At 68.2% G+C, this 25,624-nt stretch carries 24 protein-coding genes and 1 riboswitch; of the genes, 9 read left to right on the top strand and 15 right to left on the bottom strand.

All coding sequences use genetic code 11. The features are described from left to right. Positions 1-25 precede the first annotated feature (25 nt). The gene (locus tag AC07NN_RS13845) at positions 26-1,993 is read left to right on the top strand and encodes a potassium transporter Kup (RefSeq protein ID WP_494641636.1); all 1,968 of its coding nucleotides are present in this window, start codon (positions 26-28) and stop codon (positions 1,991-1,993) included. Positions 1,994-1,996: 3 nt separating this feature from the next. On the opposite strand, the gene AC07NN_RS13840 is transcribed toward AC07NN_RS13845, so the two are convergent. Continuing rightward, entirely contained in the window at positions 1,997-2,914 is a 918-nt protein-coding gene (locus AC07NN_RS13840) for a Gfo/Idh/MocA family protein (RefSeq protein WP_494641634.1), read from the bottom strand. A gap of 125 nt (positions 2,915-3,039) precedes the next feature. Between AC07NN_RS13840 and AC07NN_RS13835 the strand changes: the two genes are divergently transcribed. Next, complete coding sequence (locus AC07NN_RS13835) at positions 3,040-4,065, top strand: NADP-dependent oxidoreductase (RefSeq protein WP_494641632.1); 1,026 nt, start codon at positions 3,040-3,042, stop codon at positions 4,063-4,065. A gap of 52 nt (positions 4,066-4,117) precedes the next feature. Then, on the top strand, positions 4,118-4,969 hold the full coding sequence (gene kdsA / locus AC07NN_RS13830) for a 3-deoxy-8-phosphooctulonate synthase (protein ID WP_494641630.1): 852 nt from the start codon (positions 4,118-4,120) through the stop codon (positions 4,967-4,969). Here the strand turns inward: kdsA and AC07NN_RS13825 are convergent. Further along, positions 4,966-5,355, bottom strand: coding sequence for a copper-binding protein (locus AC07NN_RS13825; RefSeq protein ID WP_494641627.1), 390 nt, complete (start codon positions 5,353-5,355; stop codon positions 4,966-4,968). The two genes, kdsA and AC07NN_RS13825, sit on opposite strands and share 4 nt — an antisense overlap. 242 nt (positions 5,356-5,597) lie before the next feature. On the opposite strand from AC07NN_RS13825, the gene mdoH reads away from it, so the two are divergent. Both mdoH and AC07NN_RS13815 read left to right on the top strand, forming a co-directional pair. Further along, positions 5,598-7,589 (top strand): glucans biosynthesis glucosyltransferase MdoH, encoded by a 1,992-nt coding sequence (mdoH, locus tag AC07NN_RS13820; protein ID WP_494641624.1) that lies wholly within the window; start codon positions 5,598-5,600, stop codon positions 7,587-7,589. A gap of 89 nt (positions 7,590-7,678) precedes the next feature. Then, the gene (locus AC07NN_RS13815) at positions 7,679-8,575 is read left to right on the top strand and encodes a cobalamin biosynthesis protein CbiG (protein WP_494641622.1); all 897 of its coding nucleotides are present in this window, start codon (positions 7,679-7,681) and stop codon (positions 8,573-8,575) included. On the opposite strand, the gene AC07NN_RS13810 is transcribed toward AC07NN_RS13815, so the two are convergent. Further along, complete coding sequence (locus AC07NN_RS13810) at positions 8,572-8,922, bottom strand: barstar family protein (protein WP_494641620.1); 351 nt, start codon at positions 8,920-8,922, stop codon at positions 8,572-8,574. The two genes, AC07NN_RS13815 and AC07NN_RS13810, sit on opposite strands and share 4 nt — an antisense overlap. Beyond that, on the bottom strand, positions 8,919-10,328 hold the full coding sequence (locus AC07NN_RS13805; protein WP_494641617.1) for an MATE family efflux transporter: 1,410 nt from the start codon (positions 10,326-10,328) through the stop codon (positions 8,919-8,921). Before AC07NN_RS13805 ends, AC07NN_RS13810 begins: the two co-directional genes overlap by 4 nt. A 111-nt stretch (positions 10,329-10,439) precedes the next feature. Between AC07NN_RS13805 and AC07NN_RS13800 the strand changes: the two genes are divergently transcribed. Beyond that, on the top strand, positions 10,440-11,456 hold the full coding sequence (locus AC07NN_RS13800) for an SDR family oxidoreductase (protein WP_494641616.1): 1,017 nt from the start codon (positions 10,440-10,442) through the stop codon (positions 11,454-11,456). Positions 11,457-11,558: 102 nt separating this feature from the next. Here AC07NN_RS13800 and AC07NN_RS13795 read toward each other — a convergent pair whose 3' ends face one another. Then, positions 11,559-12,062, bottom strand: a complete 504-nt coding sequence (locus AC07NN_RS13795) for a hypothetical protein (RefSeq protein ID WP_494641614.1) — start codon at positions 12,060-12,062, stop codon at positions 11,559-11,561. A gap of 106 nt (positions 12,063-12,168) precedes the next feature. Here AC07NN_RS13795 and AC07NN_RS13790 point away from each other — a divergent pair, with 106 nt between their 5' ends. Together AC07NN_RS13790 and AC07NN_RS13785 are read left to right on the top strand one after the other, a co-directional pair. Continuing rightward, positions 12,169-12,555 (top strand): VOC family protein, encoded by a 387-nt coding sequence (locus AC07NN_RS13790; protein ID WP_494641612.1) that lies wholly within the window; start codon positions 12,169-12,171, stop codon positions 12,553-12,555. Positions 12,556-12,565: 10 nt separating this feature from the next. Continuing rightward, entirely contained in the window at positions 12,566-13,606 is a 1,041-nt protein-coding gene (locus tag AC07NN_RS13785) for a ThuA domain-containing protein (protein WP_494641610.1), read from the top strand. On the opposite strand, the gene AC07NN_RS13780 is transcribed toward AC07NN_RS13785, so the two are convergent. The 9 genes from AC07NN_RS13780 to thiC form a co-directional block, all read right to left on the bottom strand. Then, a complete protein-coding gene (locus tag AC07NN_RS13780) occupies positions 13,603-14,685 on the bottom strand; it encodes a M23 family metallopeptidase (RefSeq protein WP_494641608.1) in 1,083 nt (360 codons plus the stop codon). The genes AC07NN_RS13785 and AC07NN_RS13780 overlap by 4 nt on opposite strands. A 48-nt stretch (positions 14,686-14,733) precedes the next feature. Beyond that, on the bottom strand, positions 14,734-15,294 hold the full coding sequence (locus AC07NN_RS13775; RefSeq protein ID WP_494641606.1) for a DUF2239 family protein: 561 nt from the start codon (positions 15,292-15,294) through the stop codon (positions 14,734-14,736). Beyond that, positions 15,294-15,629: a GIY-YIG nuclease family protein gene (locus tag AC07NN_RS13770; protein WP_494641604.1), complete on the bottom strand. Its 336-nt coding sequence runs from the start codon at positions 15,627-15,629 to the stop codon at positions 15,294-15,296. The genes AC07NN_RS13775 and AC07NN_RS13770 overlap by 1 nt, the downstream gene beginning before the upstream one ends. Before the next feature lie 62 nt (positions 15,630-15,691). Next, positions 15,692-16,078, bottom strand: a complete 387-nt coding sequence (locus tag AC07NN_RS13765) for a hypothetical protein (protein WP_494641603.1) — start codon at positions 16,076-16,078, stop codon at positions 15,692-15,694. Positions 16,079-16,176: 98 nt separating this feature from the next. Next, on the bottom strand, positions 16,177-18,927 hold the full coding sequence (locus AC07NN_RS13760; protein WP_494641601.1) for a TonB-dependent receptor: 2,751 nt from the start codon (positions 18,925-18,927) through the stop codon (positions 16,177-16,179). 332 nt (positions 18,928-19,259) lie between these two features. Continuing rightward, positions 19,260-19,613, bottom strand: a complete 354-nt coding sequence (locus AC07NN_RS13755; protein WP_494641599.1) for a DUF1428 domain-containing protein — start codon at positions 19,611-19,613, stop codon at positions 19,260-19,262. 63 nt (positions 19,614-19,676) lie between these two features. Then, positions 19,677-21,053: a S41 family peptidase gene (locus tag AC07NN_RS13750; protein ID WP_494641597.1), complete on the bottom strand. Its 1,377-nt coding sequence runs from the start codon at positions 21,051-21,053 to the stop codon at positions 19,677-19,679. Positions 21,054-21,133: 80 nt separating this feature from the next. After that, complete coding sequence (locus AC07NN_RS13745; RefSeq protein ID WP_494641595.1) at positions 21,134-21,640, bottom strand: hypothetical protein; 507 nt, start codon at positions 21,638-21,640, stop codon at positions 21,134-21,136. Beyond that, on the bottom strand, positions 21,640-23,478 hold the full coding sequence (gene thiC / locus AC07NN_RS13740; protein WP_494641593.1) for a phosphomethylpyrimidine synthase ThiC: 1,839 nt from the start codon (positions 23,476-23,478) through the stop codon (positions 21,640-21,642). Before thiC ends, AC07NN_RS13745 begins: the two co-directional genes overlap by 1 nt. Before the next feature lie 74 nt (positions 23,479-23,552). Further along, positions 23,553-23,658: riboswitch (TPP riboswitch) on the bottom strand. A gap of 178 nt (positions 23,659-23,836) precedes the next feature. Between thiC and AC07NN_RS13735 the strand changes: the two genes are divergently transcribed. Further along, positions 23,837-24,358 (top strand): RidA family protein, encoded by a 522-nt coding sequence (locus tag AC07NN_RS13735; protein WP_494641592.1) that lies wholly within the window; start codon positions 23,837-23,839, stop codon positions 24,356-24,358. Between the two features lie 18 nt (positions 24,359-24,376). On the opposite strand, the gene AC07NN_RS13730 is transcribed toward AC07NN_RS13735, so the two are convergent. Then, on the bottom strand, positions 24,377-25,588 hold the full coding sequence (locus tag AC07NN_RS13730; protein WP_494641590.1) for a rhomboid family intramembrane serine protease: 1,212 nt from the start codon (positions 25,586-25,588) through the stop codon (positions 24,377-24,379). Between the last annotated feature and the right edge of the window lie 36 nt (positions 25,589-25,624).

The raw sequence follows: 25,624 nt of genomic DNA, 5'->3' as shown, positions 1-25,624 counted from the left end.
CCGGCGCTTGGAGCCTCGAGCTTACATGGCGGGTAAAGACCCCCTCGCCGCTGCCGATTCCACCTCTTCGACAACTCAAGCTTCCCACCACGGCCACGCGGCGTCGCGTTTCTGGCCGTTGGCGCTGGGCAGCGTGGGCGTCGTGTTCGGCGACATCGGCACCAGCCCCCTCTACGCCTTCCGCGACGCGCTGGAGGAGGCCGCCCGCGACGGCCTGGTCCGCCCGGAGATCATGGGCGTGCTGTCCCTGGCGCTGTGGGCGCTGATCCTGGTCGTGACGATCAAATACGTCCTCTTCCTGATGCGCGCCTCCAACAAGGGCGAAGGCGGGGTGCTGTCACTGATGGCCCTGGCCCAGCAGGGCGCGAAGGGCCGCACCGGCCTGATCTTCGCCCTTGGCGCCATCGGCGCGGCGCTGTTCTACGGCGATGGGATCATCACCCCGGCGGTGTCGGTGCTGTCCGCCGTCGAGGGCCTGAAGTCGGTGAAGGGCTTCCAGCACTGGTTCGGGACCCAGGAGGTCATCGTCGTCAGCCTGGTGATCCTGACCGCCCTCTTCAGCTTCCAGGCCAAGGGCACGGCCAAGGTCGCCAACATCTTCGGCCCGATCATGGTCTGCTGGTTCCTGTGCCTGGGCGCCCTGGGCCTCTGGCACATCAAGGACGATCCGGCGGTGCTGGGCGCGATCTCGCCGACCTACGCCATCTATTTCCTGACCCATCACGGCCTGACGGGCTTCCTGGTGATGGGCGCGGTGTTCCTGACCGTCACCGGGGCCGAGGCCCTGACGGCCGACATGGGCCACTTCGGGCGCGGTCCGATCCAGTTCTCATGGTTCACCCTGGCCCTGCCGATGCTGGCCCTGAACTATTTCGGCCAGGCGGCCCTGGCCTCGAAGGCGCTGGCGATCGCCGAAGCCTCCAACACCGCCCTGCCCAACGCCGACTGGTTCTTCCTGATGGCGCCGCACCAGTGGCGGCTGGGGCTGGTGCTGTTCTCCGGCGTCGCCACCGTCATCGCCAGCCAGGCGGTGATTACCGGGGCCTTCTCCCTGACCCAGCAGGCGATCCAGCTGGGCTTGCTGCCGCGTATGGACGTCAAGATCACCTCGTCGACCGAGGCCGGCCAGATCTATGTCGCCCCGATCAACTGGCTGCTGTTCGTCGGCGTGGTGCTGGTGGTGCTGTCGTTCCGCTCGTCCAGCGCCCTGGCCCACGCCTACGGCATCTCGGTGACCGGCACGATGGTGGTGACCACCATGCTGGCCTACATCGTCGTGCGCCACGTCTGGAAATGGCGCCTGGCTACGGCCCTCGCCCTGATCGTGCCGCTGCTGCTCCTGGACCTGACCTTCTTCGCCGCCAACCTTCTGAAGGTGCTGACCGGCGGCTGGGTTCCCCTGGCCCTGGGCGCCAGCCTCTGCCTGCTGATGGCGGTCTTCGTCGGCGCCACCGAGCGCCTGCGGACCAAGCTCAGCAAGGACGGCCTGCCCTTCGCCGACTTCCGCGAGATGATCCTGCGCCGCCCGGCCGCCTCGACGGCCGGCACGGCGGTGTTCATGACCTCGGACCCGGAAACGACCCCGCCGGCCCTGATGCACAGCCTCAAGCACTTCAAGGTGCTGCATGACCGCAACGTGCTGCTGAAGGTGGTCAGCGAGACCCGCCCTCACGTGCCCGAGGAAGAGCGGATCGAGACCAAGGCGCTGGACGACCGCTGGTGGCTGATCACCCTGCGCTACGGCTACATGGAGAGCCCGAACATCCCCCAGGCCCTGGCGGCCTGCCGCAAGCAGGGCCTGAAGTTCGACATCATGAGCACGTCGTTCTTCGTCAGCCGCCGGACCATCGTGCCCTCGACGGCCAGCGACGCCCTGCCGGCCTGGAAGCGCAAGCTCTTCACCTTCCTGACCCGCAACGCCGCCGACCCGACGACCTTCTTCCACCTTCCGCCCGGGCGGGTGGTCGAACTGGGGACCCAGGTGAGCCTGTAGCGGCTAGCCCTCGGCCGCCTGCTCCACCGCGAGCGCGAGGTCGAGGGCGCGGGCGGCTTCCTCGCCGGTCACAACCGGGCGAGGAGCTTCGCCCCGCACGGCCGCGAGGAAACCAGCGACCGACAGGCCCAGCGGGTCCTTGCCGGCCGGGGTCTCGGTGAAGTTCTCGATCAGCGGATAGGGCGTGGTGTTGCGGAAGGTGCGCTGAAGGAAGTCGATCTCGACCTCGCCCGAGGGGTAGACGACCTTCATGGTCCGCTCGCGGGCCTCGGCGACGCGGGAGCTGTCGAACACGGCGATGAAGCCGTTCTCGAACATCGCCTCGACCTTCACCCAATCGAGCGACGTGGAACGGGTGATCGCACCCTCGCCGTCCACCGTCATCGGCTGGGCCTCGCACAGGGCCAGGGCCAGGTCGATGTCGTGGATCATCAGGTCCAGCACGACCGAGACGTCGAGATTGCGGTCCGAGGGCGTGCCCCGGCGCACGGCTTCCAGGCGCAGCGGTTGCTCGGGAATGTCCAGCAGGCCCATGGCCTGGAACACAACCCGCTCCTGGTGACCGCAAGCCAGCGGCACGCCGGCCTTGGCGGCGGCGGCGACCATCCGGTCCGCGTCCTCCGGCGTCACGGCCAGGGGCTTTTCGGAATAGACCGGCTTGCCCGCCTTCAGCGCCGCCAGGGCCGCGCCGGCGTGGTGGACGGCGGGCGTGGCGACCGTGACCACGTCGACAGCGGCCAGGAAGGCATCCATGTCGTCGAAGCCTTCCGCGCCCAGCGGTTCGGCCAGGGCCGTGGCGCGGGCGAGGTCGATGTCGAACACGCCGACCAGGATCACGCCGTCCAGCTCGACGTACTTCTTGGCGTGATAGCCACCGAACACACCGGCGCCGACGACGCCCGCTTTGAGGGTCTGGGTCATGGGCCGCTGTCTACCGCGCTTCGCTGTCGCTTAGAAGCACTGGAGACTTCCGTAAGGGCGCGCTAAACATCCGTTTAAATTAGCAACGCTCGACCGAAGCCGAGCCGCCACAAGGGAGGAACACCATGACCACCTCGCGCGAAATCCGCCTGAAGAGCCGTCCCGTGGGCCTGCCCCAGGCCTCGGACTTCGAACTGGCCACCGTCGACCTGGCCGCGCCGGGCGATGGCGAAGTCCAGGTCCGGAACCTGTGGATGTCGGTCGACCCCTATATGCGCGGCCGCATGTACGACCGTCCCAGCTACGTGCCGCCGTTCCAGATCGGCCAGGCCCTGCAGGGCGGCGCGATCGGTGAAATCGTCGCCTCCAACGATCCCGACTACCAGCCGGGCGACATCGTCAACTCGATGTTCGGCTGGCGTGAGGGCTTCAACGCCAATCCGAAGGCCCTGGCCGCCGCCGGCATGGGCGCGATCACCAAGATCGACACCCACGGCATCCCGCCCCAGGCCTTCCTGGGCGTGGTCGGCATGCCCGGCATGACCGCCTATGCCGGCCTGCTGCGCGTCGCGGCCCTGAAGGATGGCGACGTCGTGTTCGTCTCGGCCGCCGCCGGCGCCGTGGGCTCGGTCGTCTGCCAGATCGCCAAGCTGAAGGGCCACACCGTGATCGGCTCGGCCGGCGGTCCCGAGAAGGTGGCGTTCCTGAAGTCGATCGGCGTCGACCACGTCATCGACTACAAGGCCACGCCCGACGTCGTCGCCGAGCTGGCCAAGGTCGCGCCCAAGGGCATCGACGTCTATTTCGAGAACGTCGGCGGCGTGCACCTGGAAGCCGCCATCAACTCGGCCCGCCCCTTCGCCCGCTTCGCCCTGTGCGGAATGATCTCGCAATACAACGAGACCGGTAAGCCGGAAGGCCCGCCCAACATCATCCTGGCCGTCGGCAAGAGCCTGCGCCTGGAGGGCTTCATCGTCTCCAACCACTACGACCTCTATCCGCAGTTCGCCAAGGACATGGCCGAGTGGATCAAGGCCGGGAAGGTCAAGTGGCACGAGACCATCGAGGAAGGCGTCGAGCGCGCTCCGGACGCGTTCCTGAAGCTCTTCTCGGGTGAGAACCTGGGCAAGATGCTGGTGAAGCTGGGCTAGTTCTTGCCACCTCCCGGGGGTAGATGACCCCATCTGCCCCCAGGAGACTCCCATGCCCGTCGCCCATCTCAAGCGCTGGAACATCACGTTCGGCGACGGTCAGCCGCTGGTCGTGATCGCGGGCCTGAACGTGCTGGAGAACCTGGATCTGGCCCTGTCGGTCGGGCGCGAGCTGAAGGCGATCACCGCCGAGCTGGGCCTGCCCTATGTGTTCAAGGCCAGCTTCGACAAGGCCAACCGCTCGTCGATCACCAGCTATCGCGGGCCCGGCCTGGCCGAGGGCCTGAAGATGCTGGCCGAGGTCAAGCGCCAGCTGAACGTGCCGATCGCCACCGACCTGCACGAGCCCGATCAGGCCGAGCCGGTCGCCGCCGTCGCCGACCTCGTCCAGATCCCCGCCTTCCTGGTTCGCCAGACCGACCTGATCGTCGCCGCCGCCAAGGCCACGGCGGCCCAGGAAGGCCTGATGCACGTCAAGAAGGCCCAGTTCCTGGCGCCCTGGGACTGCAAGAACATCATCACCAAGGCCCGCGAGGCCGCGCCCGACCTGGAGATCGTGCTCTGCGAGCGTGGGGCCTCGTTCGGCTACAACAACCTGGTGGTCGACATGCTGGGCGTCGGCCAGATGCGAGCCCTGGGCGTGCCGGTGTCGATCGACGCCACCCATGCCGTCCAGCTGCCGGGCGCCGACCCGCGCACCGGCGGGGCCTCGACCGGCGGACGCCGCGAAGGCGTGCCGATCATCGCCAAGTCGGCGGTCGCGGCCGGGGCGGACGCCGTCTTCCTGGAATTCCATCCGGATCCGGACGCGGCCCTGTGCGACGCGCCCAGCTGCCTGCCGCTGGGTGGCGCGGCGGCGCTGCTGAAGACCCTTAAGGCCGTTCACGAGGCCGTTCGGGCCTAGGGACGCGGCTCAAGCCTGGAGACCTCGAGCCCATCCGGGGTCTTCTTAAACTGGAACGTCACGCGCGAACCCGGCGCGATCGGCGCTTCGGCCAACACGTCAGCGTAAACTTTGAATTTATCGCGCCCGGGCTTGAGGCCCGCGGCGGTCGCGCCGTCGTGATCCAGCGTGAGAATCTGGCCATCCAGGCTCGAAATCACGCCCTGGGCGTCATAGGCGGGCAGCGATTCCGTCGACGGCATGGCCTGAACGGCGCCCGGATGCGGGCTCTTACGTTGCTCGGCCTGTCCGCATGCGGTCAAGCTTAGGGCGGCCATCGCAGCGATAAAAACTCTAAAATTCATAGGCTTGCAAAGATCCTTCGCAACGTCGGGCGCCCGACGCACGACGCCTTCCCCAGGTTTTTTCTCGCAACTGCGAAATCAGCGTGATTTCTGGTAGCGAATTTGTGATCGAAGTTTTACTGTAGGGATTACCGGCGGCTCTCCACGCCGGTTTTCGACCGTCACGAAGCCGTCACACACCCCGACCCGTCCCTAGCGGATGCGCGGCGGGGCGGAAAGAGGCCAGCGACGTCGAAACACGCGGAGAGAGCCCGGCCCGCCGGAAAAGTCCGAGATCTGACGATATGAGCGATCGCTCCGCCCTCTTCGACGTGCGCTCCTCCACGAGCGTGACCCTCGATCAGGTCGTTCGCCGTGACACGGTCGAGATTCCGGCCGAGGTTCCGCTGGCCATGCCGGTCCAGCCGCTGGGCTTCTGGCAAGGCGGTCCGCGCCGCGCCACGGCGCTGGTCGCCAACATGACCTTCCGCCGCTGGGTCGTGGCCCTGGCGACGATCGCCATGGGTTTCGCCGGCTGGAAGGCCACCTTCGATACCATCGCCCTGGGCGGTGTGACCCGCCTGGAAGGCGTGGTCCTGACCCTGCTGGCCCCGCTGTTCCTGGCCCTGTCGCTGTGGTTCTGCACCGCCGTCGCCGGCTTCGTCATCCTGCTGGGCAAGCCCAAGGATCCGCTGGGCATCGACGGCGAGACGCCGATGCCCAAGCTGCACACGCGTACGGCCATCCTGATGCCGGTGCACAACGAGGACGCCGCCGCCGTCTTCGCCCGCCTGCGCGCCATGGACGCCTCGATCTTCGAGACGGGCATGAGCCGCCACTTCGACATCTTCGTGCTCAGCGACACGCGCGACGCCCAGGTGGCCCTGGCCGAGCAGGCCTGCTTCGCCCGGTTCCGCCGTGAGGCCCACAGCAACGTCTTCTATCGCGTCCGCAAGGAAAACACGGGCCGCAAGGCCGGCAACGTCGCCGACTGGGTGCGCCGCTGGGGCAGCGCCTACGAGCACATGCTGGTGCTGGACGCCGACAGCCTGATGACCGGCGAGGCCATGGTCCGCCTGGCCGACGCCATGGAGCGTCACCCCGGCGCCGGCCTGATCCAGACCATGCCGATGATCATCAACGGCCAGACGATCTTCGCCCGCACCCTGCAGTTCGCCACGCGCCTGTACGGCCGCGTCGCCTGGACGGGCCTGGCCTGGTGGTCGGGCACGGAGAGCTCCTTCTGGGGCCACAACGCCATCGTCCGTACGCGGGCTTTCGCCGAGACCTGCGGCCTGCCGCACCTGGCTGGTCCCAAGCCCTTCGGCGGCGAAGTGATGAGCCACGACGCCCTGGAAAGCGCCCTGCTGCGCCGTGGCGGCTGGAGCGTTCACCTGGCCCCGTACCTGGAAGGCTCGTACGAGGAGAGCCCCTCGAACCTGCTCGACTTCGCCACCCGTGACCGTCGCTGGTGCCGCGGCAACGTCCAGCACGTGCCGCTGATCGCCCTGCCCGGCCTGCACTGGATGAGCCGCATGCACCTGGTGATCGGCGTGCTCAGCTACGCCCTGTCGCCGCTGTGGTTCATCGCCCTGACGGCCGGCATCACCTCGCGCGCCCTGATGCCCGAGCTGAAGAAGGCGGCCTTCACCATGGCCGACCTGCAGGCCGCCGCGCACGCCCTGATCGACTGGCGCGAGATCCAGGCCACCGCCTGGGCCATGATCATCACCTTCCTGCTGCTGTTCGGCCCCAAGATCATGGGTTCGATCCTGGTCTTCTCGCGCAAGGCCGAGACCAAAGGCTTCGGCGGCAAGCGCCGCGTCGCCGCCGGCCTGGCTGTCGAGATGCTGCTCTCGGCTCTCGTCGCCCCGATGCTGATGCTCACCCAGACCCGCGCCATCGTCGAGATCCTGGCCGGCAAGGTCGGCGGCTGGGCCACCCAGCGCCGCGACGCCGACAAGGTCAGCTTCAACGAAGCCTCGGTCGCCATGGGCTGGATCAGCGTCACGGGCCTCGTCCTGGGCGGCGTGTTCTGGTTCACGCCGGACCTGTTCACCTCGACCGCGCCGATCCTGCTGGGCCTCATCCTGGCCGTTCCGCTGACCATGCTGGGCGCCAACAAGATCGCCGGCCTGAAGGTCAAGGCCAACGGCCTGTTCATGACCCCGGAAGAGCGCCGCCCGCCGGCCATCGTCCGCGCGGCCCTGGGCCAGTCGTGCGAGCCGCCGATCCGCTGGTTCGCCCGCGAAGGCCGCCCGATCGGCCCCGCCACCAAGATGCGCGACGCGGCCTAATCCACCGCTCAAACGCGCTCCTGGGCTGGCCGTAAGGTTCGCGCCGGAGTAGAAGCGCGGCTTCGTTTCCTTCCACGGAGCCGCGTACCGTGTCGCGTCTGTTCAGCGCCTATGTGATCGTCGATTGGAGCGCGGCGGCCAAGCCGACCACCGGCGCGGACTCCATCTGGATCGGCGTGCTCAAGCGCGACGTGCGCTTCCGGCTGACCTTCGAGAGCTACAATCCCGCGACCCGGACCGAAGCCGAGACCAGGCTGGCGGCGGTCCTCGACGACCTCAAGAAACGCGGCGAGCGGGCCCTGGTGGGCTTCGACTTCCCGCTGGGCTTCCCGCGCGGGCTTTCGCAGGCCCTGAACCTGCCCGGCGAGACCCGCTGGCGCGCGGTCTGGGACCAGCTGGCCAAGATGGTCAAGGACAAGGTCGACAACACCAACAACCGCTTCGGCGTCGGCTCCGAGATCAACCGCCGCCTGACCGGCGGCCCCTTCCCGTTCTGGGGCTGCCCGCCCAAGGACGCCCTGACGACCCTGCAGCCCAAGCGCCCGCGCGAGCATGGCGCCGACGACCTGCCGGAGTTCCGCTACGCGGACGAAGCCGCCAAAGGCGCGCACTCGATCTGGAAGCTCTACTACAACGGCTCGGTCGGCGGTCAGGCGATCGTCGGCATCCCAGCCGTGCGCCGCCTGAAGGACGCGCGCGGTGAGGCCGTGCGGGTGTGGCCGTTCGAGACCGGCTTCAAGACCTTGACCGAGGCCGACCTCGAAGGCGTCGCGGTCGTGGTCGCCGAGGTCTATCCGTCGCTGCTCAAGGCTCCGGTCACGCCCGGCGAGATCAAGGACCTGACCCAGGTACGCACCCTGGCCGAGCACTTCGCCAAGCTGGACGAAGCCGGCAAGCTGGGCGCGGTGTTTGGCGCGCCGAAGGGGCTGTCCGAGGAGGCCCTGGACGCCGCGGCGACCGAGGAAGGCTGGATCCTGGGGGCCTAGCCGCCCAAGTCGCCGACCAGGACGAGACCCAGTACCGGCGCCCGCCCTTTCAGGACCCGTTGCTGGTTCTCGTGCGCGACGATCTCGATCAGCATCTCGTACTCGTACCCGCAGCGCTGCTTGAAGAGATGCGCGTCGTCGATCCGCACCAGCACCAGGTCGCCCTCGGCGATGGCCGGATCGACCATGCCGTGGTCCGGCTCATCGACCGAGAACAGGCAGTCGGCCAAGGCGTTCAGGTTGCGCCCGTAAAACGCCGGAAACCCGAACGCGCGGGCCAGCACCTCGTGGAAACGCTGGGTGTCGGTGATCTCGGCGCCGGGGATCTCGACCGTGACCGTCTTCATTCGCCCGCCAGCCGCCGGTCGCGCCAGTCCAGCATCCGGAACCGCATCAGCAGGAATCCGGCCGCCAGGAAGCTGGTGACAATGATCGAGATCAGCACCCCGTTCAGGCCCATGCCGCGCGGAATGGCCAGCCACCAGGCCAGCGGGCCCATGACCAGGGCGTAGCTGATCAGGTGGGTCGCCGTCGGGACCCAGACCTCGCCCCGCGCCCGCAGGGCCTGGGCCGCCACCACCTGCACCGCGTCAGGGGCGAAGAACAGGCACGACAGGACCAGCGCTGGCAGGATCAGGGCCAGCGCCGCCGGATCGGTGGTGTAGGCCAGCGCCACCCAGTGCTTGGTCGGATAAAGCAGCAGGCCGAACAGGACGCCGACCACGGCGATCACCGCGAAGGCGATCCAGCCGGCCCGTTTCATGCCTTCCGGATCTCGCGCGCCATAGGCCCGTCCGACCTGCACGGCCGTGGCCGAGGCGACGCCCAGCGGCACCATGAAGATGATCGCCGAGACGTTCAGCACCACCGTATAGGCGGCGACCGCGATGGCGCTGATCCAGCCGCAGATCAGGTTCATGCCGGCAAAGGCCGAGACCTCGAAGAAGTTCGACGCGCCGGCGCCGTAGCCGATCCGCCGCTGCTCGATCTCGGCCGGCCTGTCGCGGGCGGGCTTGTCGAAGACGCCAAGCTCGCGGGCCTCCTTCATGCGGATGACGTAGATCGCCAGGGCGATGGCGAGTGCGGTGCGGGCCACGAAGGTCGACCAGGCGCCGCCCACCGCGCCCATGGCCGGCAAGCCGAGGGCTCCGGGCACGAACAGCAGGTTGGCGCCCAGGTTCACGACATTGGCCAGCCACATCATCACCGCGCCCGGACCGGGACGGGCCAGGCCCTCCAGCCAGAAGGTCAGCACCACCGAGATGGCGTAGACCGGCAGGGACAGCGAGAAGACGATCAACGGCAAGGTCGCGCCGTCCGCCAGGCCGTCCTTAAGCCCCATCGCGTGCAGGAACAGCGGGCCCAGCAGCGCCAGCAGCGCCATCGAGCCCAGGCCCAGCCAGACGGCGTAGACCAGGCCCCTCCGCAGCACCGCGCCGGTCTCATGCGGGTTGCCGGCCCCGATGGCGCGGGCGGTCATCACCTGCACCCCGACCAGCAGGCCGACATTGGCGGTGACGAACACCGACGACGGCGCCCAGGCCATGGCGTGGAAGCCCAGCTGCTGGGCCGAGTAGTGGCCGACAACGATGGCGTCGGTCAGGCCCATGACCATGATGCCCAGGCGCGACAGGACGACCGGCCCCGCAAGACGGAGCAGTTCGATCAAGTCGGTCATAATGGGGCCGCGCGGCCGCTTCGGAGGAAGCGCCGTTCCGGCCGCGTCGCGCGGCATGGTGGTCACCAATGTCAAAGAAGGCGGGCAAGGTGGCCCATGCCCGTTTTTCGGGCAACCCGCATTTAGTGAGGCTTGGAACATCGCGCCACCCCAACGGTTCTTCGGGCTCCCCCCAGGAGACGCGCGATGGCCGAGACAAAGACCCCCGAGTTCCAGAACGCGGCCGACCGCGTCGCCCAGGCTGAACGCGACATCCAGGCGCCGCTGGACGCCAAGGAGGAACGCTCCTTCAAGCCCAAGGCAGAGAAGGACGACGGGCGAAGCCACGCCATGCAGGCTGGCGCCCGTCCCTACCCCGCGCCCCCCTTTCCGGAACAGCACCAAGCCAAGCCGGGCCTGGAGACCAAGCTCGATCCCGCCCCGATGTACGACGCGCCCTTCTACAAGGGCTCGGGCAAACTGGCGCACAAGGTCGCCCTGATCACCGGCGCCGACAGCGGCATCGGTCGCGCCGTGGCCGTGCTGTTCGCCCGGGAAGGCGCGGACGTCGCCATCGCTTATCTCAGCGAGGATCAGGACGCGCAGGCGACCAAGGCCGCCGTCGAGAAGGAAGGCCGCCGCGCCGTCCTGCTGCCGGGCGACGTCGCCGATCCGGCCTACGCCAAGGCGGCCGTGGAGAAGACCGTCGCGGAGCTCGGCCGGCTGGACATCCTGGTCAACAACGCCGCCTTCCAGGAGCACGTCACCGACTTCGAGGACCTGACCGAGGAGCACTTCGACCGCACCCTGCGGACCAACCTCTATGGCTACTTCCACATGGCCAAGGCGGCGGTGAAGCACCTGCCCAATGGCGGCTCGATCATCAACACCGGCTCGGTGACCGGCCTGCTCGGCAACAAGGACCTGCTGGACTATTCGATGACCAAGGGCGGCATCCACGCCTTCACCCGGTCGCTGGCCACGCACCTGATCGACAAGGGCATCCGCGTGAACGCTGTGGCGCCGGGGCCGGTCTGGACGCCGCTGAACCCGGCCGACAAGCTGGGGCCGCAGGTGGCGCAGTTCGGGGCGAAGACCCCGATGAAGCGCGCCGCGCAGCCCGAAGAGATCGCGCCGGCCTATGTGTTTTTGGCGTCGCCGCAGACGGCCAGCTACATCACCGGCGAGATCCTGCCGATCATCGGGGGATACAGCGGGGGTTAGTCAGCGAGACCGAAACCTCGCCCTTCGACAGGCTCAGGGTGAGGTTTCTATCGCGCCACAGTCGTCCTCATCCTGAGCTTGTCGAAGGACGAGGACGGCCCCTCAGTGCGGCCAAACCTCCGCCAGCACCTTGGCCTTGCCGTCCTTCAGGCTGACCTCCATCGACGGCTCGTCGGGCTTACCGGCGGCGAAGAGCTCGTAAATGACCATGCCGTCGGCCTGCTTGCTCTCGATCACCCGCACCGGGGCGATCGACTTGCCCGAGGCGGCGGCGGTGTCGCGCACCAGCTTGGGCGCGGCGGACCAGGCGATGTCGCGCTGGGTCTCGACGATCTCCCAGCCGCCGTTCTTCTCCAGCAGGTCGAACTCGATCTCCGAGCCGTCGGGCATGACGCCCTCGACGTCGTAGTAGCGGCGGTCGGCGCGCTCTTTCAGCTCGGCTTCCTTGATAGTCATGGTCGGCGCGGCCGCCTTGACCACCGCCACCACGGCGGCCGGGATGTCCTTGACGGCGACCTCGGTGACCTTGGTCTTCGGTCCATCCGCGAAGGCCGGCAGCGGCGCCAGGGCCAGCGCGGTGAGGGTCAGGATGATCGAGCGGTTCATGGGTGTTCTCCTTGGGGGCTGGGGAGGATGTGCCAGGGTCTAGAACCCCGACGCTGACAACCGCCTGACGCGTGCTATGCAATCGCCCAACTCAAAGGAGTCGCAAATGGCCCGCCGCGTCGCGCTCGTGTCCCTGCTGGTCGCCGACTATGACGAGGCGATCGCCTTCTATGTCGGCAAGCTGGGCTTCACCCTGGTCGAGAACACCGACATGGGCCACGGCAAGCGCTGGGTCGTGGTGTCGCCGGGAAGCGACGGCACGGACTTCCTGCTGGCCCGAGCGACCGGCGACCAGGCCCAGGCGATCGGCAATCAAGGCGGCGGCCGGGTCTGGCTGTTCCTGCACACCGACGACTTCGCCGACGACCACGCCCGCATGAGCGCCGCCGGCGTCACCTTCCTGGAGGAACCCCGCCATGAGGCCTACGGCACGGTGGCGGTGTTCGAGGACCTTTCCGGCAATCGCTGGGACCTGCTGCAACCCAAGAGCTGAGAAGAACAAGATGGCCCGCCTGCTGACCCTCATCGCGGCGGTGGCCGCGCTTTCCGCTCCCGTCGCGGCGCAAGCCGCGCCAGCCAAGATCCGCGTGCTGTACCTCGACCAGTCCGTGGGCTTCCGGCATCAGCCCGTCACCCGCCCGAAGAACAGCAACGGCCCGACGCTGTCCGAGGTGGCCCTGGCCGAGATCGGCGCCAAGACCGGCGCCTTCACCGTCGAGTCCACCCAGGACGCCCGGATCATCACGCCCGAGAAGCTGAAGGATATCGACGTCCTGATCTTCTACACGACCGGCGAACTGCCAATCTCGGCCGAGAACTGGGCGGCGGTCCAGAACTGGGTCCAGAGCGGCAAGGGCGGGTTCGTGGGGCTGCACAGCGCCACCGACACCCACTGGGACTACACGGGTCCCGGCGAGACCTACACCGCCTTCATCAACGGCAAGTTCGCGGGTCATCCGTGGACCATGGGCACGCCGATCACCGTCCAGGCGCTGGGCGGAAACGACCCGGTCAACAAGGCCTGGCCGGCGCGTTTCGCCTATGCCGAAGAGATCTATCAGTACTCGGACTATGACCCGGCCAAGGTCCGCGTGCTGCAGGCCCTGGACTTCACCGAGACGGCGCTGAAGCGCCCGTGGTTCGTGCCGGTGACCTGGACCCGCGAGATCGGCCAGGGGCGTCTCTTCCAGACCAGCCTGGGCCATACACCCAGCACCTGGAGCGACCCGCGCTATCGCGCCCAGATCGTCGACGCCATCCGCTGGACGGCGCATCGCGCGCCCGGCGCCGCAAAGCCGAACGCCGACGAGCAGGCGCTGTGGGCCCTGCTCTCGCTGCTGGCCTATGACGGCCGCGACAGGGCCGAGGTCGAGGCGCGCCTGGCCAAGCTGTCTAAGGCCGATCCGGCCTGGCTGCGCGACGCCGCCGCCCGCACGGCGGCGCTGCGGCCGCTGTGGCCGGCCAAGCCGGACAGCGACCGCACCAAGTTCGACGCGGCCTACAAGGCCGTCTTGGCAGACGTCGTCGCCAAGTCCGGCGGCTAGCGGCTCTCCACCACGTCGCCGCTGTCGATCGCCCCGGTCGGCAGCGGCGAGCGCTTGTCGCCCCTTACCCGCGTCAGGCCGGTGAAGGCGCTCGGCACGCCCTCGGCCGCGAAGGTCGGGCCGTCCATCAGCTGGTAGTGCAGGTGCGGGAACATCGAGGTCCCGGAATTGCCGACGGCGGCGATCGTCTGGCCGGCCTTGACCACCTCGCCCGCCTTCACCGTCACGCTGCCCTGCTTCAGGTGCCCCAGGGCGCTGAAGGTCCCGTCGGCGTGGCGGACGATGACGTAATTGCCCAGCACCAGGTTCGGGCGGGCCTTGAAGGTCGAGGGATCGAACTTGCCGTCGTCGGTATGGCCGTTCTCGACATCGACAACCGTGCCGGCGGCGGGCGCGCGGACCGGCAGGCCGAAGCTGAGATGGTTCTCGTTCCTGGCCGCATCGCCGACCACGCGCCGTCCCTGATCGTCCACGCGGACAAGGTCGTAGGAGTAGCGCATGGCGTTGCTGGAGAAGCCGAAACCCTTGATGGCGGGATGGCTGTAGTCCCAGCGTCGGTGGTGCCCCATCAGATCGTGGCCGTCCCAGACCCAGACCTTGCCGGCCAGCGGCAGGGCCAGCTTGAGCGCTGACGCCGGGGCGCTGCGGAAGCTGGCCTTGGCCTCGCCCGTGACCGACTTCCCGTCGCCTTCGCTGGGCGACAGCTCGACCTCGACGCGGACGCCGCCGACAGCGATGTCGACCGGGATCACCGGGAACGGATTGAACACGATCCGCGCCTCGCCCGGCTTTAGCGGCGGGGCGGCCAGGGTCTGGACCGACGGCGTGACGCCGTTGCCGTCGACGCGGCGCTCCAGCACCTCACGGCCGGCGGTGTCGATGACGTGGACGGTCAGGCCCGAGACCTCCATTGGCTTGTCGCCATCGTTGCGGACCAGGATGTCGAAATTGGCGCTGGGTCCCGCCGTGGCGGGCTCCAGATAGGGCCGCTCCGGCAGGATCTTGACGGTCTGGGCGGCGGCCGCGCCGGCGCACGAGGCGGCCAGCAGCGCCGCGACGGCGGTCTTCACGTGGTTCATAGGGTCCCTCCGGGCCGGACCCTGCCACGCGCCTCCGCGATCCGCCGCTTAAACCTCCGTCATGTCCGGACCGAAGGCTTCGGCCGCGTAGGTCCGCAGCTGAGCGGCGATATCGGCCGGCCAAGCCTCGATTCTCGCCTCGAAGCCCGCGTCGTCGCCGGCGAACAGGGCCCGCATCGCCTCCTCGAAGTCTGGCAGATTGCCGCCGATCGCCGAGGCGAAACGATAGGCCGCCTCGCGGGCCGCACGGATGCGGTCGGGGCCTTCGCTCTCCCGGCGGGCGGCCTCGACCAGCTTGCGCAGCGCCACCGAGGCGCCGCCCGGCTGGCTGGCCAGCCAGTCCCAGTGACGCGGCAGCAGGGTCACTTCACGCGCCACGACGCCCAGCTTCGGCCGTCCACGCCCACGTGGCGCATCGGCCGGCTCGGCTAGGCGCCGAGCCAGGGCGTCCGGCCCGCCACTGAGGTCGAAATCCACGCCGCGGCCATCGGGACCGAAGATCAGGACGCCGATCTCGCCAGACAGGCGCTGCGCCGCCAGGGCCGCTTCCAGGCGCGAGCCGACCGCCACGCGCGTCGCGCCGTGGAAGACCACAAACTGTCCGTCCATCACATCAGTCCCTTGGCGTTCAGCGTCTCGATCCAATGACCGCGACGCTCCTTCAGTCGGCTGTCGCGCCCGAACCTGTCCAAGCCCTCGAGATCCACCGCCTCGATGGCTTCGAAGGCGAAGGCGTCGGCGCCGTGGGCAGTCCAGGCCGCCTGCAGGCTCGGCTCGCGATGCGACCCCAGCCGCAGCGAGAACCAGACGCCGTTCTGGCGGTTGGACAGGTCTGGCGCGGCGCCGACCCACACCTCGCCGGTCGCGGCGCAGCGCACGGCATAGATGCCGGCCTCGACCTTGCGTTCCTTGTATGCGCGCAGCAGCGCTTTGCGTCCGGACATGGCGAACCTCCTGACCCGCCTTTTACCCGGACGAAATCAAGAGTCAATATCGTCCGGGTAAATTACCCCTGGGGGGACCGGTAGGCGATATAGCCCCGCTCGACCATCCGTCGCGTGGCCTCGTAGACCGCCGACAGCTCCTCGAAGGCCGAGCGCAGGTGGGCCAGACGCGCGACCTGGCTCTCGGAGAGGGATGCGCCAGCGTCGGCCATGGAGGCCGCCTCGGTCACCCACTTGGCGCGGGCGGTGGCGACGGCGACGGCCAAGCGCTGGAAGCGCTCGCCATCGGTATGGGGGATAGTTGCGCCCAGCACCGCCTTGTTCGAGGCGAAGGCGGTGTAGTCGATCTGTTCCAGATAGCCGCGCAGGCGGCGCTGGACCTGGGGATCGACATCGCTGGGTTCGAAGTGGTCGCCGGTGCGGCGGGTGCTGGAAGTCATGATCGCCATGACGGTCTCCATCCGGCCGATGCGGCCGTTCAGGCGAGAAGCCTGCGCCCTACAGCTTAAGGACGGGTTGAGGTCTCCCCCACCCGTCCTTGCAAGGCCTAGAGCAGCTTGCGGAAGCCGATGCGCACCGTACGGCCCAGCGGATCCAGATAGTCCTTCTGATAGGCCTGCGGCGTGGCGCCGTTCTGGTCGCGGACCGTCTGCTTGGTGTCGAGGATGTTGTTGAAGTTCAGCGACGCCTGAACGCCCTTCAGGATCGGGTACTTGTCGACCAGCTTCTTGCGCGCCGGGACGCTGAAGTTGGCGAACAGGTTGATGTCCAGGGTGGCCAGGTCGGAGAAGAACAGGGTCTGACCGCCGGTCGCGCCGCCATTGACCCAGGTCTTGTCTTTCCAGTTGGCGTTGAAGCGCACGCCCAGGCCGTCTTTGAAATAGCCGCCTTGGGCCTGCACCTCGTGACGCGCCTGGCCGCTGCGCGAATTGATCGCCGAGCCGTCCAGCTGATCCAGGACCGGCAGGCCCTTGCGGATGCTCAGCTCATCGGTCAGGCGCCAGGTGTGGTAGACCGACAGCTGCAGCATGCCCTGACCGGGACGGCCGCCGCCCATCATCATCCCGCCGCCGCCGCCGCCGCCACCCGGGCCGCCGCCGAAGCGCATCATGCCGCCGCCGCCACCCGGACCGCCGCCAGGACCACGACCGCCGCCCGGGGCGCCGGGACCGCCAGGACCCGCCGCGCCCGGCGTGGGCTGGCCGATCGGCTTGAACAGGTTGAAGCCCCAGCGGATGTTCTCGGCCTCGGCGCTGGCGAAGTTCACCGGTCGAGCATCGATGGCCAGCAGGCGGCCACCGGCGTCACGGGTGAACCGCTCCGGGAACGCGCGCTCCAGGTCCGGCGTGATCGCCGGGAAGCCCGAGATCATGTTCTTGGTCTCGGACCGCGTGTAGGTGCCGTTGAACGTCAGTTCCAGCGTGTCGATCGGCTTGAAGTTCACGCCGAACTTGCTGACCTGGCGATTGTCGTTGCGCAGGTTCGGATTGCCGCCATCGGTGCGGGTGATGATCACGGTCTGGCCCGTCGTGAAGTCGAACACCGAGACGTTCGGCGTCACCACGGTCGGGTCGTTGATCTGGTTCGTGGAGGGCGCTCCCTCCTCGTCAGTATAGCTGGCGATGAAGGTGATCTTCTTGATCGGCGACCAGTTCATGCCGCCGCCCAGGGTGGTCAGCCCGCCCAGGTCCGACAGGTCCTCGTAGCCGAAGTTGAAGTTGGCCGAGAGGTCGCCCGCCTTGGCCAGGACGTTGTTGCGCGTGCTGGTGATCGGCAGGTTGAAGCTGCTCTGGAAGTTCTCACGCGTGCGGGTGATGTCCCGCGTCGTGGTCACGCCCGAGCGCACGGTCTTGGAGTCGAGGCCGCGGGTATCGGCGCCGACCTTGAACGTCGTCTGCAGCGCGCCCGCCGGCAGCTGGAACAGCGCGCCGTTCAGCACCAGCTCGGCGCTGGCCGAGGTCGAGACCGAGTGGGCGGTGTCCGGCGCGACGGCCTTGTAGAGGTTCGACGCGATGGTCCCGAACGGATTGACGGTCGGATCGCCGGCCGCGACCGCCGCCAGGAAGCCCGAGGCGTCCAGCCCCCGGCCCGTCGTGGTGTCGGTCTTGGTGCGGTCGAAGTCGCCGGTCAGGTTCCAGCGCCAGTCCTTGATCCGGCCGTTGGCGGCCATGCTGAGCTGGGTGCGCAGGGTGTCGACGTCGCGAGACAGGGCGCCCGGCGCCTCGATGTAGCGGTAGCCGGTCACCGCCTTGGCGAACGGCGAGAACGGGCTGCCGGCCGGCAAGGTGAAGGTCACGCCCGGCAGGCCCAGCAGGGCGTGGCTGCTGCTGTCTTCCAGGTTGCCGGTGACGGTCAGCTGGGTGGTCTTGTTCAGGTCCCGGCTCATCGAGCCGCGCAGGGTGGCGCGGTCGGACTTGGAGATCAGCGAGCGGTTGGCCGTCAGGTCGTCGATGTTGTAGCGGCCGGCCAGCGGCGTGAAGGCCGAGAGGCTGGCCTTGCCGGCCTGGGCGGCGTCCGGGACGCCAGCGGTCGTGACGACGCTGCCCGCGGCGGCCGACAGGGCCGGATCGATCTCGCCGCCGTTCAGGCCGCTGATGTTGCCGACCAGATCGAACGGCTGGCCGTTGGGCGAGCGGACGATGTCGCGGTCGCGCTCCATCAGATAGGGATCGTGCGAGACCTGGACGTCGACGTTCCAGCGCTTGTCGCCGTCGATGTGCACGCGATTGCCGCCGCCGCTGGGCGAGGCGCGGCCGCCGTCCGTGGCGACGTTCACGGCCGCCTGGAGCTGGGTGGCGTTGTAGTTCTTCTTCAGGATGATGTTCACGACGCGCTGGTCGGCCTTGTAGCCGTAGCTGAGCGCGACTTCCTCCGGCAGCACCTGGAAGCGCTCGATGGCTTCCGGCGGAATGCCCTGGATCTCCTGGAAGCCCGAGATGCGGCGACCATTGACCAGCATCACCGGCCCACCGCCGCCGTCGCGGCCGCGCGTGCTGGTCGTCTGGGGCGTCAGCATGGTCAGGAGCTCGCCGATCGAACCGGCGCCGAAGCTCTTGATCTCTTCCTCATTCAGCTCGATCTCGGGCTCGATATTGCCCTCGACCTTGCCGCGCGGGTCGGCCTTGATCACCAGGCCGTCGACCTCGTTGGGACCGTCGTCCTTCTGCGGCTTCTTCTGGTCGTCCTCGGCGACCACGGCGGCCGGAATCACGGCCGGTGGCGGCGGCGAGGCGGTAGCGCCGGTGGGGTCGAGCGAGGCGGCGGCCAGCCCATAGAGGAGCACGGTCGAAAGGGTCATACAGGCCCACGAAAACACGAGTGACAGGAACGTCGGCATTCATGGCGCCAACGCTGGGTTGCTGCTCCTTACGGGCCTGCGACGCGCGCGGCAACGCCCTCCGGAATTAACAAAACGCAATGCAGCATAAACCACACAGTGGTGTGTCTCGGAACGCCGATATCGGGCTCAAGCATTGAAATATCGTCACATTTTCGGCGACGACATGTTGCTCGGGAAATGATGTTACAAATGAGAAACAAAGTGCGCGCTCGTGTCGCGGCGCGTCCCAAATGGCGAGATTTAGGCGTCGCTCGCCGGACCTCCGCGCGAGCGACGCAACCTTGAGATGATTAACGTTCCAGGAACGCCTGGAAGCCGCCAAAGATCATCCGCTTGCCGTCGAACGGCATGCTGGCCATGTCGGCCTTCAGGCGCTCGTCGGCCATCACCTTGGCCATGACCGCATCGCGGCTGGCGCGGTCGGTGTAGGTGATCCACGAGAAGATCACGACCTCGTCCTCGGTCAGCTGGACCGCGCGCGGGAAAGAGGTGACCTCGCCATAGGGCGCGTCCTCGGCGACGCACTCCACGTAGGACAGGGCGCCGTGCTCCATCCAGACCTCGGCCCCCTTCTGGGCCAGCGCCTTGTAGGCGTCCAACTTGTCCTTCGGAACCGGGACCACGAAACCGTCGACATAGGCCATGACGTCCTCCTTTTTGCGTCGTTGACGGACCAAGGACGTTCGGCGGAGCGAAGTTCCGACAGCCTAGCCGCCAGGTTGGCGAATTTTCTCGATCAGGGCCCGGATCGCCTTGGCGTGTCCACCATTCAGATCGTTTTCCGGGAACACCGCCAGCGGCGTGTCGGGCGCCAGGCCCCTGCCCTCCAGCTCCTCGCCCTTCGGCCCTTTGTAGAGTTCGGCCGGCAGGGCGAAGGCCCACCCGTTGGGCAACGGCTTGGGCACCTGGTCCGAGAACGCCCCGCGCGTGGTCGCGCCCACCTGCTTCACGTTCGGCAGGGCCTTCATCATCAGGGTGAAGGTCTCGCCGGCGCTGACCGTGACGTCACTGGTGACCAGGTAGACCGGCCCCGTGAAGCTGGGTCGGCTGGCGGGCTCGACGCGGACAGGCTGCGGCGCGGCCTTGGCCCCGACGCCGACCTTCGAGTAGGCCGTCTGCGGCCGGTCGGTGAAGCGGGCGGCGACCCGCAGACTGATGGTGTCGTAGCCGCCCCGGTTGTTGCTGACGTCGACGATCACCGCCTTGGCGCCCGAAAACGCGGTCATCGCCTCGTCGAGGGCCACGTCCAGGGGCCGAGGATCGTCCGGCGGGGTGTTGCGGGCGAAGGCGCCCATGGTGACGAGGTTCAGATAGCCGATGTCGCCGACGCGCCCCCAGAAGATCCGGTTGTTGGCGGCCTGCCGGCCTCGGCCTTCCAGGACCTGGGTCAGGATCCCGTCGCGATAGGCCTGCAGCCAGGCCTTTTCGTCGCCGGCCGGATCGGCGGCGTGGACGCGGATCAGGGTCGGGGACTCGCCCGGCTCGAGGTCCCGACGCGCGCCGCCGACCATGCCGTGCAGCTCGACATGCGGATCGTCGAGGCCCGCGATCAGGCTCGACAGCGCCGTCCAGAGCTGGAAGTCGGTGGCGGTCGGCGAGACCTGGGCCAGGGCCGCGGCCTTGCGCGCCGGCCAGTCCAGCTTGCGTTCGGCCGAGCGCGGATAGAGCTCGGCGAAGGTGTCGGCGGCGAAGGCGACGATGCGGTCGGGCGTCCAGGCCGCCGCGGCGATGCAGTTGGTTGGCAGACCCGGCAGCTTGTCGAACATGTAGCGCGTGCCGGACGGATCGCCCGTCAGGCTGATCGCCCCCTGCCCTTCCGGCCGCCACTGGGTCATCACGCCGTCGGGATCAGACTCCCGGCGCGGGTCCGGATAGCAGGCCCCGCCGGCGGTCTGGAACAGCTGCGCGCCCTCCGGCCCGAACAGCACGATCCAGCCATAGCCGCGCGCCTTCCAGGCCCCGTTCAGCTCAGCAGCGACGGGTCCGCCCTTGGTCGGCTGCACCGGCCAGAACGGACTCTCGGCCAGGACCGGCGAGGCGACGGACAGGGCGGCGACGGCCGCCAGGAGACTCAGGGCTTTCATGGCCGCGACGGTGGAGATGTCTCCACCGTCGCGCCAGCGAAATCACCAGGACGCCTTCGGGCGGACCGCCTGGATGGCCGTCAGGGCGCGACCTTGTAGCCGTCCGCCGGAGCCACCCAGATCACCTTTTGAGCTCCGCCGGGCGCGGGCTCGCCGCCGATCGTGGCTTCGGCAAGGAGGCCTTCGCCGTCCGACTTGTAGGTCGTGCAGATCTCCTTGCCGATCATGGAGACCATCGCCTGGCCCACTTGCTGGCGGATGGCTTCGGTCGTCGGCTGATCGACCGGCTGGCCGTTCATGACGAACGTCGCCTGGTCCAGACCCGTCAGCGCGCCGCAGACCGCGCCGTTCTTTACCGCGACCGGGGAGGTCACGGTCATGATCAGGCCCATCTGCGGCGCCAGCAGGACCTCGGCCCGGTTCGAGATCGAACCATCAGCGGCGAACGTATAGCTCGCCAGCGAACGGCACGACTTCGCAGCCGCGTTGGGCGCTTGGCACTGCTGCTTGCCGGCGTGGGCCGGAGCCAACGGGTCGGCGGCCGGGGCGGCTTGCAGCCCAGCCAGGAACATCATCACGGTCAGCATCACGACTCCGTCTTCAGGTAAATCTCGGACCCCTGCTCTTTAAACTTCTCGCTCATCTGCGCCATGCCCAACTCGGCGTTCGGCGCGATCCCGGCCGCGAAGTCGCGAACTTCCTGGCTGATCTTCATCGAGCAGAACTTGGGGCCGCACATCGAGCAGAAGTGGGCGGTCTTGTGCGCCTCCTTCGGCAGGGTCTCGTCGTGGAACTTGCGGGCGGTCTCGGGGTCCAGGCCCAGGTTGAACTGGTCCTCCCAGCGGAACTCGAAGCGCGCGCGGCTGATGGCGTCGTCCCACATGGCCGCGCCCGGGTGCCCCTTCGCCAGGTCGGCGGCGTGGGCGGCCAGCTTGTAGGTGATGACGCCGGTCTTGACGTCGTCGCGGTCCGGCAGGCCCAGGTGCTCCTTGGGCGTGACGTAGCAGAGCATCGCCGTGCCGAACCAGCCGATCATCGCCGCGCCGATGGCCGAGGTGATGTGGTCGTAGCCAGGCGCGATATCCGTGGTCAACGGGCCGAGGGTGTAGAACGGGGCCTCGTGGCAGTGTTTCAGCTGCTCGTCCATGTTGGCCTTGATCTTGTGCATGGCCACGTGGCCCGGCCCTTCAATCATCACCTGGACGCCGTGCTTCCACGCCACCTTGGTCAGCTCGCCCAGGGTGCGCAGTTCCGAGAACTGGGCCTCGTCATTGGCGTCAGCCGTCGAGCCCGGACGCAGGCCGTCGCCCAGCGAGAACGACACGTCGTACGCGCGCATGATCTCGCAGATGTCCTCGAAGCGCTCGTAGAGGAAGTTCTCCTTGTGGTGGGCCAGGCACCACTTGGCCATGATCGAGCCGCCGCGCGAAACGATGCCGGTGACCCGCTTGGCCGTCATCGGGATGAACGGCAGGCGCACGCCGGCGTGGATGGTGAAGTAGTCGACGCCCTGCTCGCACTGCTCGATCAGGGTGTCGCGGAAGACCTCCCAGTTCAGGTCCTCGGCCACGCCGTTGACCTTCTCCAGCGCCTGGTAGATCGGCACCGTGCCGATCGGGACGCTGGAATTGCGGATGATCCAGTCGCGGATGTTGTGGATGTTGCGGCCGGTCGACAGGTCCATGACCGTGTCGGCGCCCCAGCGCGTGGCCCAGACCAGCTTGTCGACCTCGTCGGCGACGGTCGAGAGCACCGCCGAATTGCCGATGTTGGCGTTGATCTTGACCAGGAAGTTGCGGCCGATCGCCATCGGCTCCAGCTCGCCGTGGTTGATGTTGGCTGGGATGATGGCGCGGCCACGGGCGATTTCCTGGCGCACGAACTCGGGCGTCACGAAGTCGGGGATCGAGGCGCCGAAGTCCTCGCCGTCGCGCACGCAAGGGCGGTTCTGCTCGCGGCGCAGGTTCTCGCGGATGGCGACATATTCCATCTCGGCCGTGATGATCCCGGCGCGGGCGTATTCCAGCTGGGTGATCAGCTTGCCGGGCTTGGCGCGGTAGATGGTGCGACCTTGATCGGGGAACTCGGGGGCCAGGTGCTTGCCCTGGGCGAAGCCGTTGTCCTCGGGCTTCACCTGGCGACGGTCGGTGACGATCTCGACGTCGCCGCGCGCCACCACCAGGGCCTCGCGGGTGCGCGGCAGGCCCTTCTCGATGTCGATGGCCACGGTCGGATCGCTGTACGGACCCGAGGGATCGTAGATCGTCACCGGCGGCTCGTTGGCCGACGGGTGGACGGCCACCTCGCGGAACGGCACGCGGATGTCGGGGAACAGTTCGCCGGCCTGATAGACCTTGCGCGAACCAGGGATGGGGCCGGTCGAGATGGTCTCGGCCACGGATTTGATGGTGGTCTGGATATTCATAGTCGGGCGCTCCTTCGGCTTTAAGGAGACCCGGACGTGTCGCGCTTGAGTCGGTTTACGGACGGGCTTCTGGCGCTCCGACCGCGTTCCCTCCCTTCGCCGGCATGACCCGGATCAGGTTCTACGGGTCAGGGCCAAAGCCCAATCTCAGCCGCGCGAGCGACCCCCCGGTGAACAATGGCGGGACACTAGGCCGGTTGCCGCGCAGGTCAAGAGCGAGGGTGACGTCCGACGAGCCAACCTGTTCGTCGCGCCTTGCGCCAACTTGGTCGACCGCCCCACCGGGTGACGGTTATTTCACTTGCCGCCGACAGGCCGGCACGCGATCCGAAGACCACCGTTCTTCCGGAGCTCGCCCATGGCCTTCCGCCGCCTCGCCCTGCCCCTTCTGTGCGCCCTCATCGCCACGCCCGCCTTGGCCCAGGAGACCTACCCCAAGAAAATCCCCGCCTCCGGCGGCGAGGTGATCATCCCGACCGCGCGGTCCCAGAAGTCGTATGACGAGATCAGGTACGCTCCGGCCCGACGCGTCGGCGACACGCTGTACATCTCGGGCGTCATCGTCGGCCGGGGCAAGGATGAGGGCACCGACCCCGAGTCCTTCAAGAAGCAGGTCCGCCGCGCCTTCACCCAGCTGGACACCATCCTCAAGGCGTCGGGCGCCACGTTCGACGACGTGGCGATGATCAACAGCTTCCACGTCTGGGAAGGCCCCGATCAGCCCGCCCCGCGCTGGGAGCAGATCAACATGATCAACGCCGTGAAGAGCGAGTTCATCAAGGGCCCGAACCCGGCCTGGACCGCCGTCGGAACCACGGGCCTGCTGGCGCCCGGCGGCATCGTCGAGATCCAGCTGATCGCCCACGTTTCTCCGAAGTAGGTCAGGTCCCGAAGTCGATCAGATCTTCGCGCAGAGACCGGCGTCGCGGAGACGGCGATCCATCTCCTTCAGGTCACGGCTCGTGGGGCGCAGCTTGCACAGGGGCTGGGCCTCGCGCTCGGCCTCGGCGATCCGTTCCTGGGCTGCCAGGACGCCCACGAGGTAGTTGCGCAGCACGATCTCCAGGTCCGGCGACAGGTCGCGCAGCAGCGCCCGCTCGGTCAGCGCCTGGCGGATCTCCCGCTCGGCGTTCACGTAGTTGTCGACCTCGACATAGGCGTGGGCCAGTTGCAGGCGGCCGCGCGGGTCGTGGGGATAGGCCTGCACCAGCGCCCTGGCCTGGGGCTCCGCCGCCCAGCCCTTGTCCGGCAGCATGAAGTCCGGGATCAGCGGCCGGCCGCGCTCGATATAGCTCTGGTGGCGCGGGACGATCAGGGCGAAGGCCAGCACGGCCAGGGCCAGACCGGCGCCGCCGACGATCCATAGCAGGCGGCTCTGGCGCGGGTTCTCCGACTGCTCGTCCCAGGTGGCCAGCAGGACGAAGCCCAGCACGCCGCCGGCGACCGCGCCGCCCATGTGGGCGTTGTAGTCCGTCGTCGAGCCCAGGGCCGCGCCGAACGGGATCAATGACGGGATGAACAGGCGCAGGGTGATCCAGCGCAGCCGCTTGGCGTGCTGGTGCATCGCCGGATGCAGGCTGCACATCAGGATCATGGCCAGCAGGCCCATGATCGCCCCGGACGCGCCGACGGACACCACGTCCTGCCGGTTCAGCAGCAGCGAGGCGGCAGAACCGCCCAGGCCCGAAACCACGAACGCCGCCGCCAGCCACGAGCGGCCCACCACCCGCTCCAGGGTGATCGCCGCAAAGGCCATGACCACCGCATTGCCGACGATGTGGGCGAGGTTGGCGTGCAGCAGCGGGGCGGTGAAGACCCGCCACCACTCGCCGTGCTCGAACACCAGCGAGCGGCTGGAACCGCCGACGGCCATCAGGTTGTGGAGGCTCATCTCCATGCCTGGGCCCATCGGCAGGCCGGCGGTCGGCTGGAAGATGAAGATCAGGGCCAGCAGCGTCAGCAGGCCGATGCTGAGATAGGGCGTCTTGTCGAAGCGCCGCTCATCGATCGCCGCCGCGCTCAGCGTCATGCGCGGCGGAGGCGGCGCCCAGGCGCGAGCCTGGACGGCGGGCGGGGCCGCGCGGCGGCCGAAGGTGGATGTCGAGGACATCGTTCCTGGCTCCAACTCAACCAAGAGGATGCCAAG

Source organism: Caulobacter sp. GW821-FHT09H08 (genome assembly GCF_059415885.1).
The sequence above is the reverse complement of the archived record's forward strand: the minus strand, read 5'-3'. Positions and strand labels throughout refer to the sequence as shown.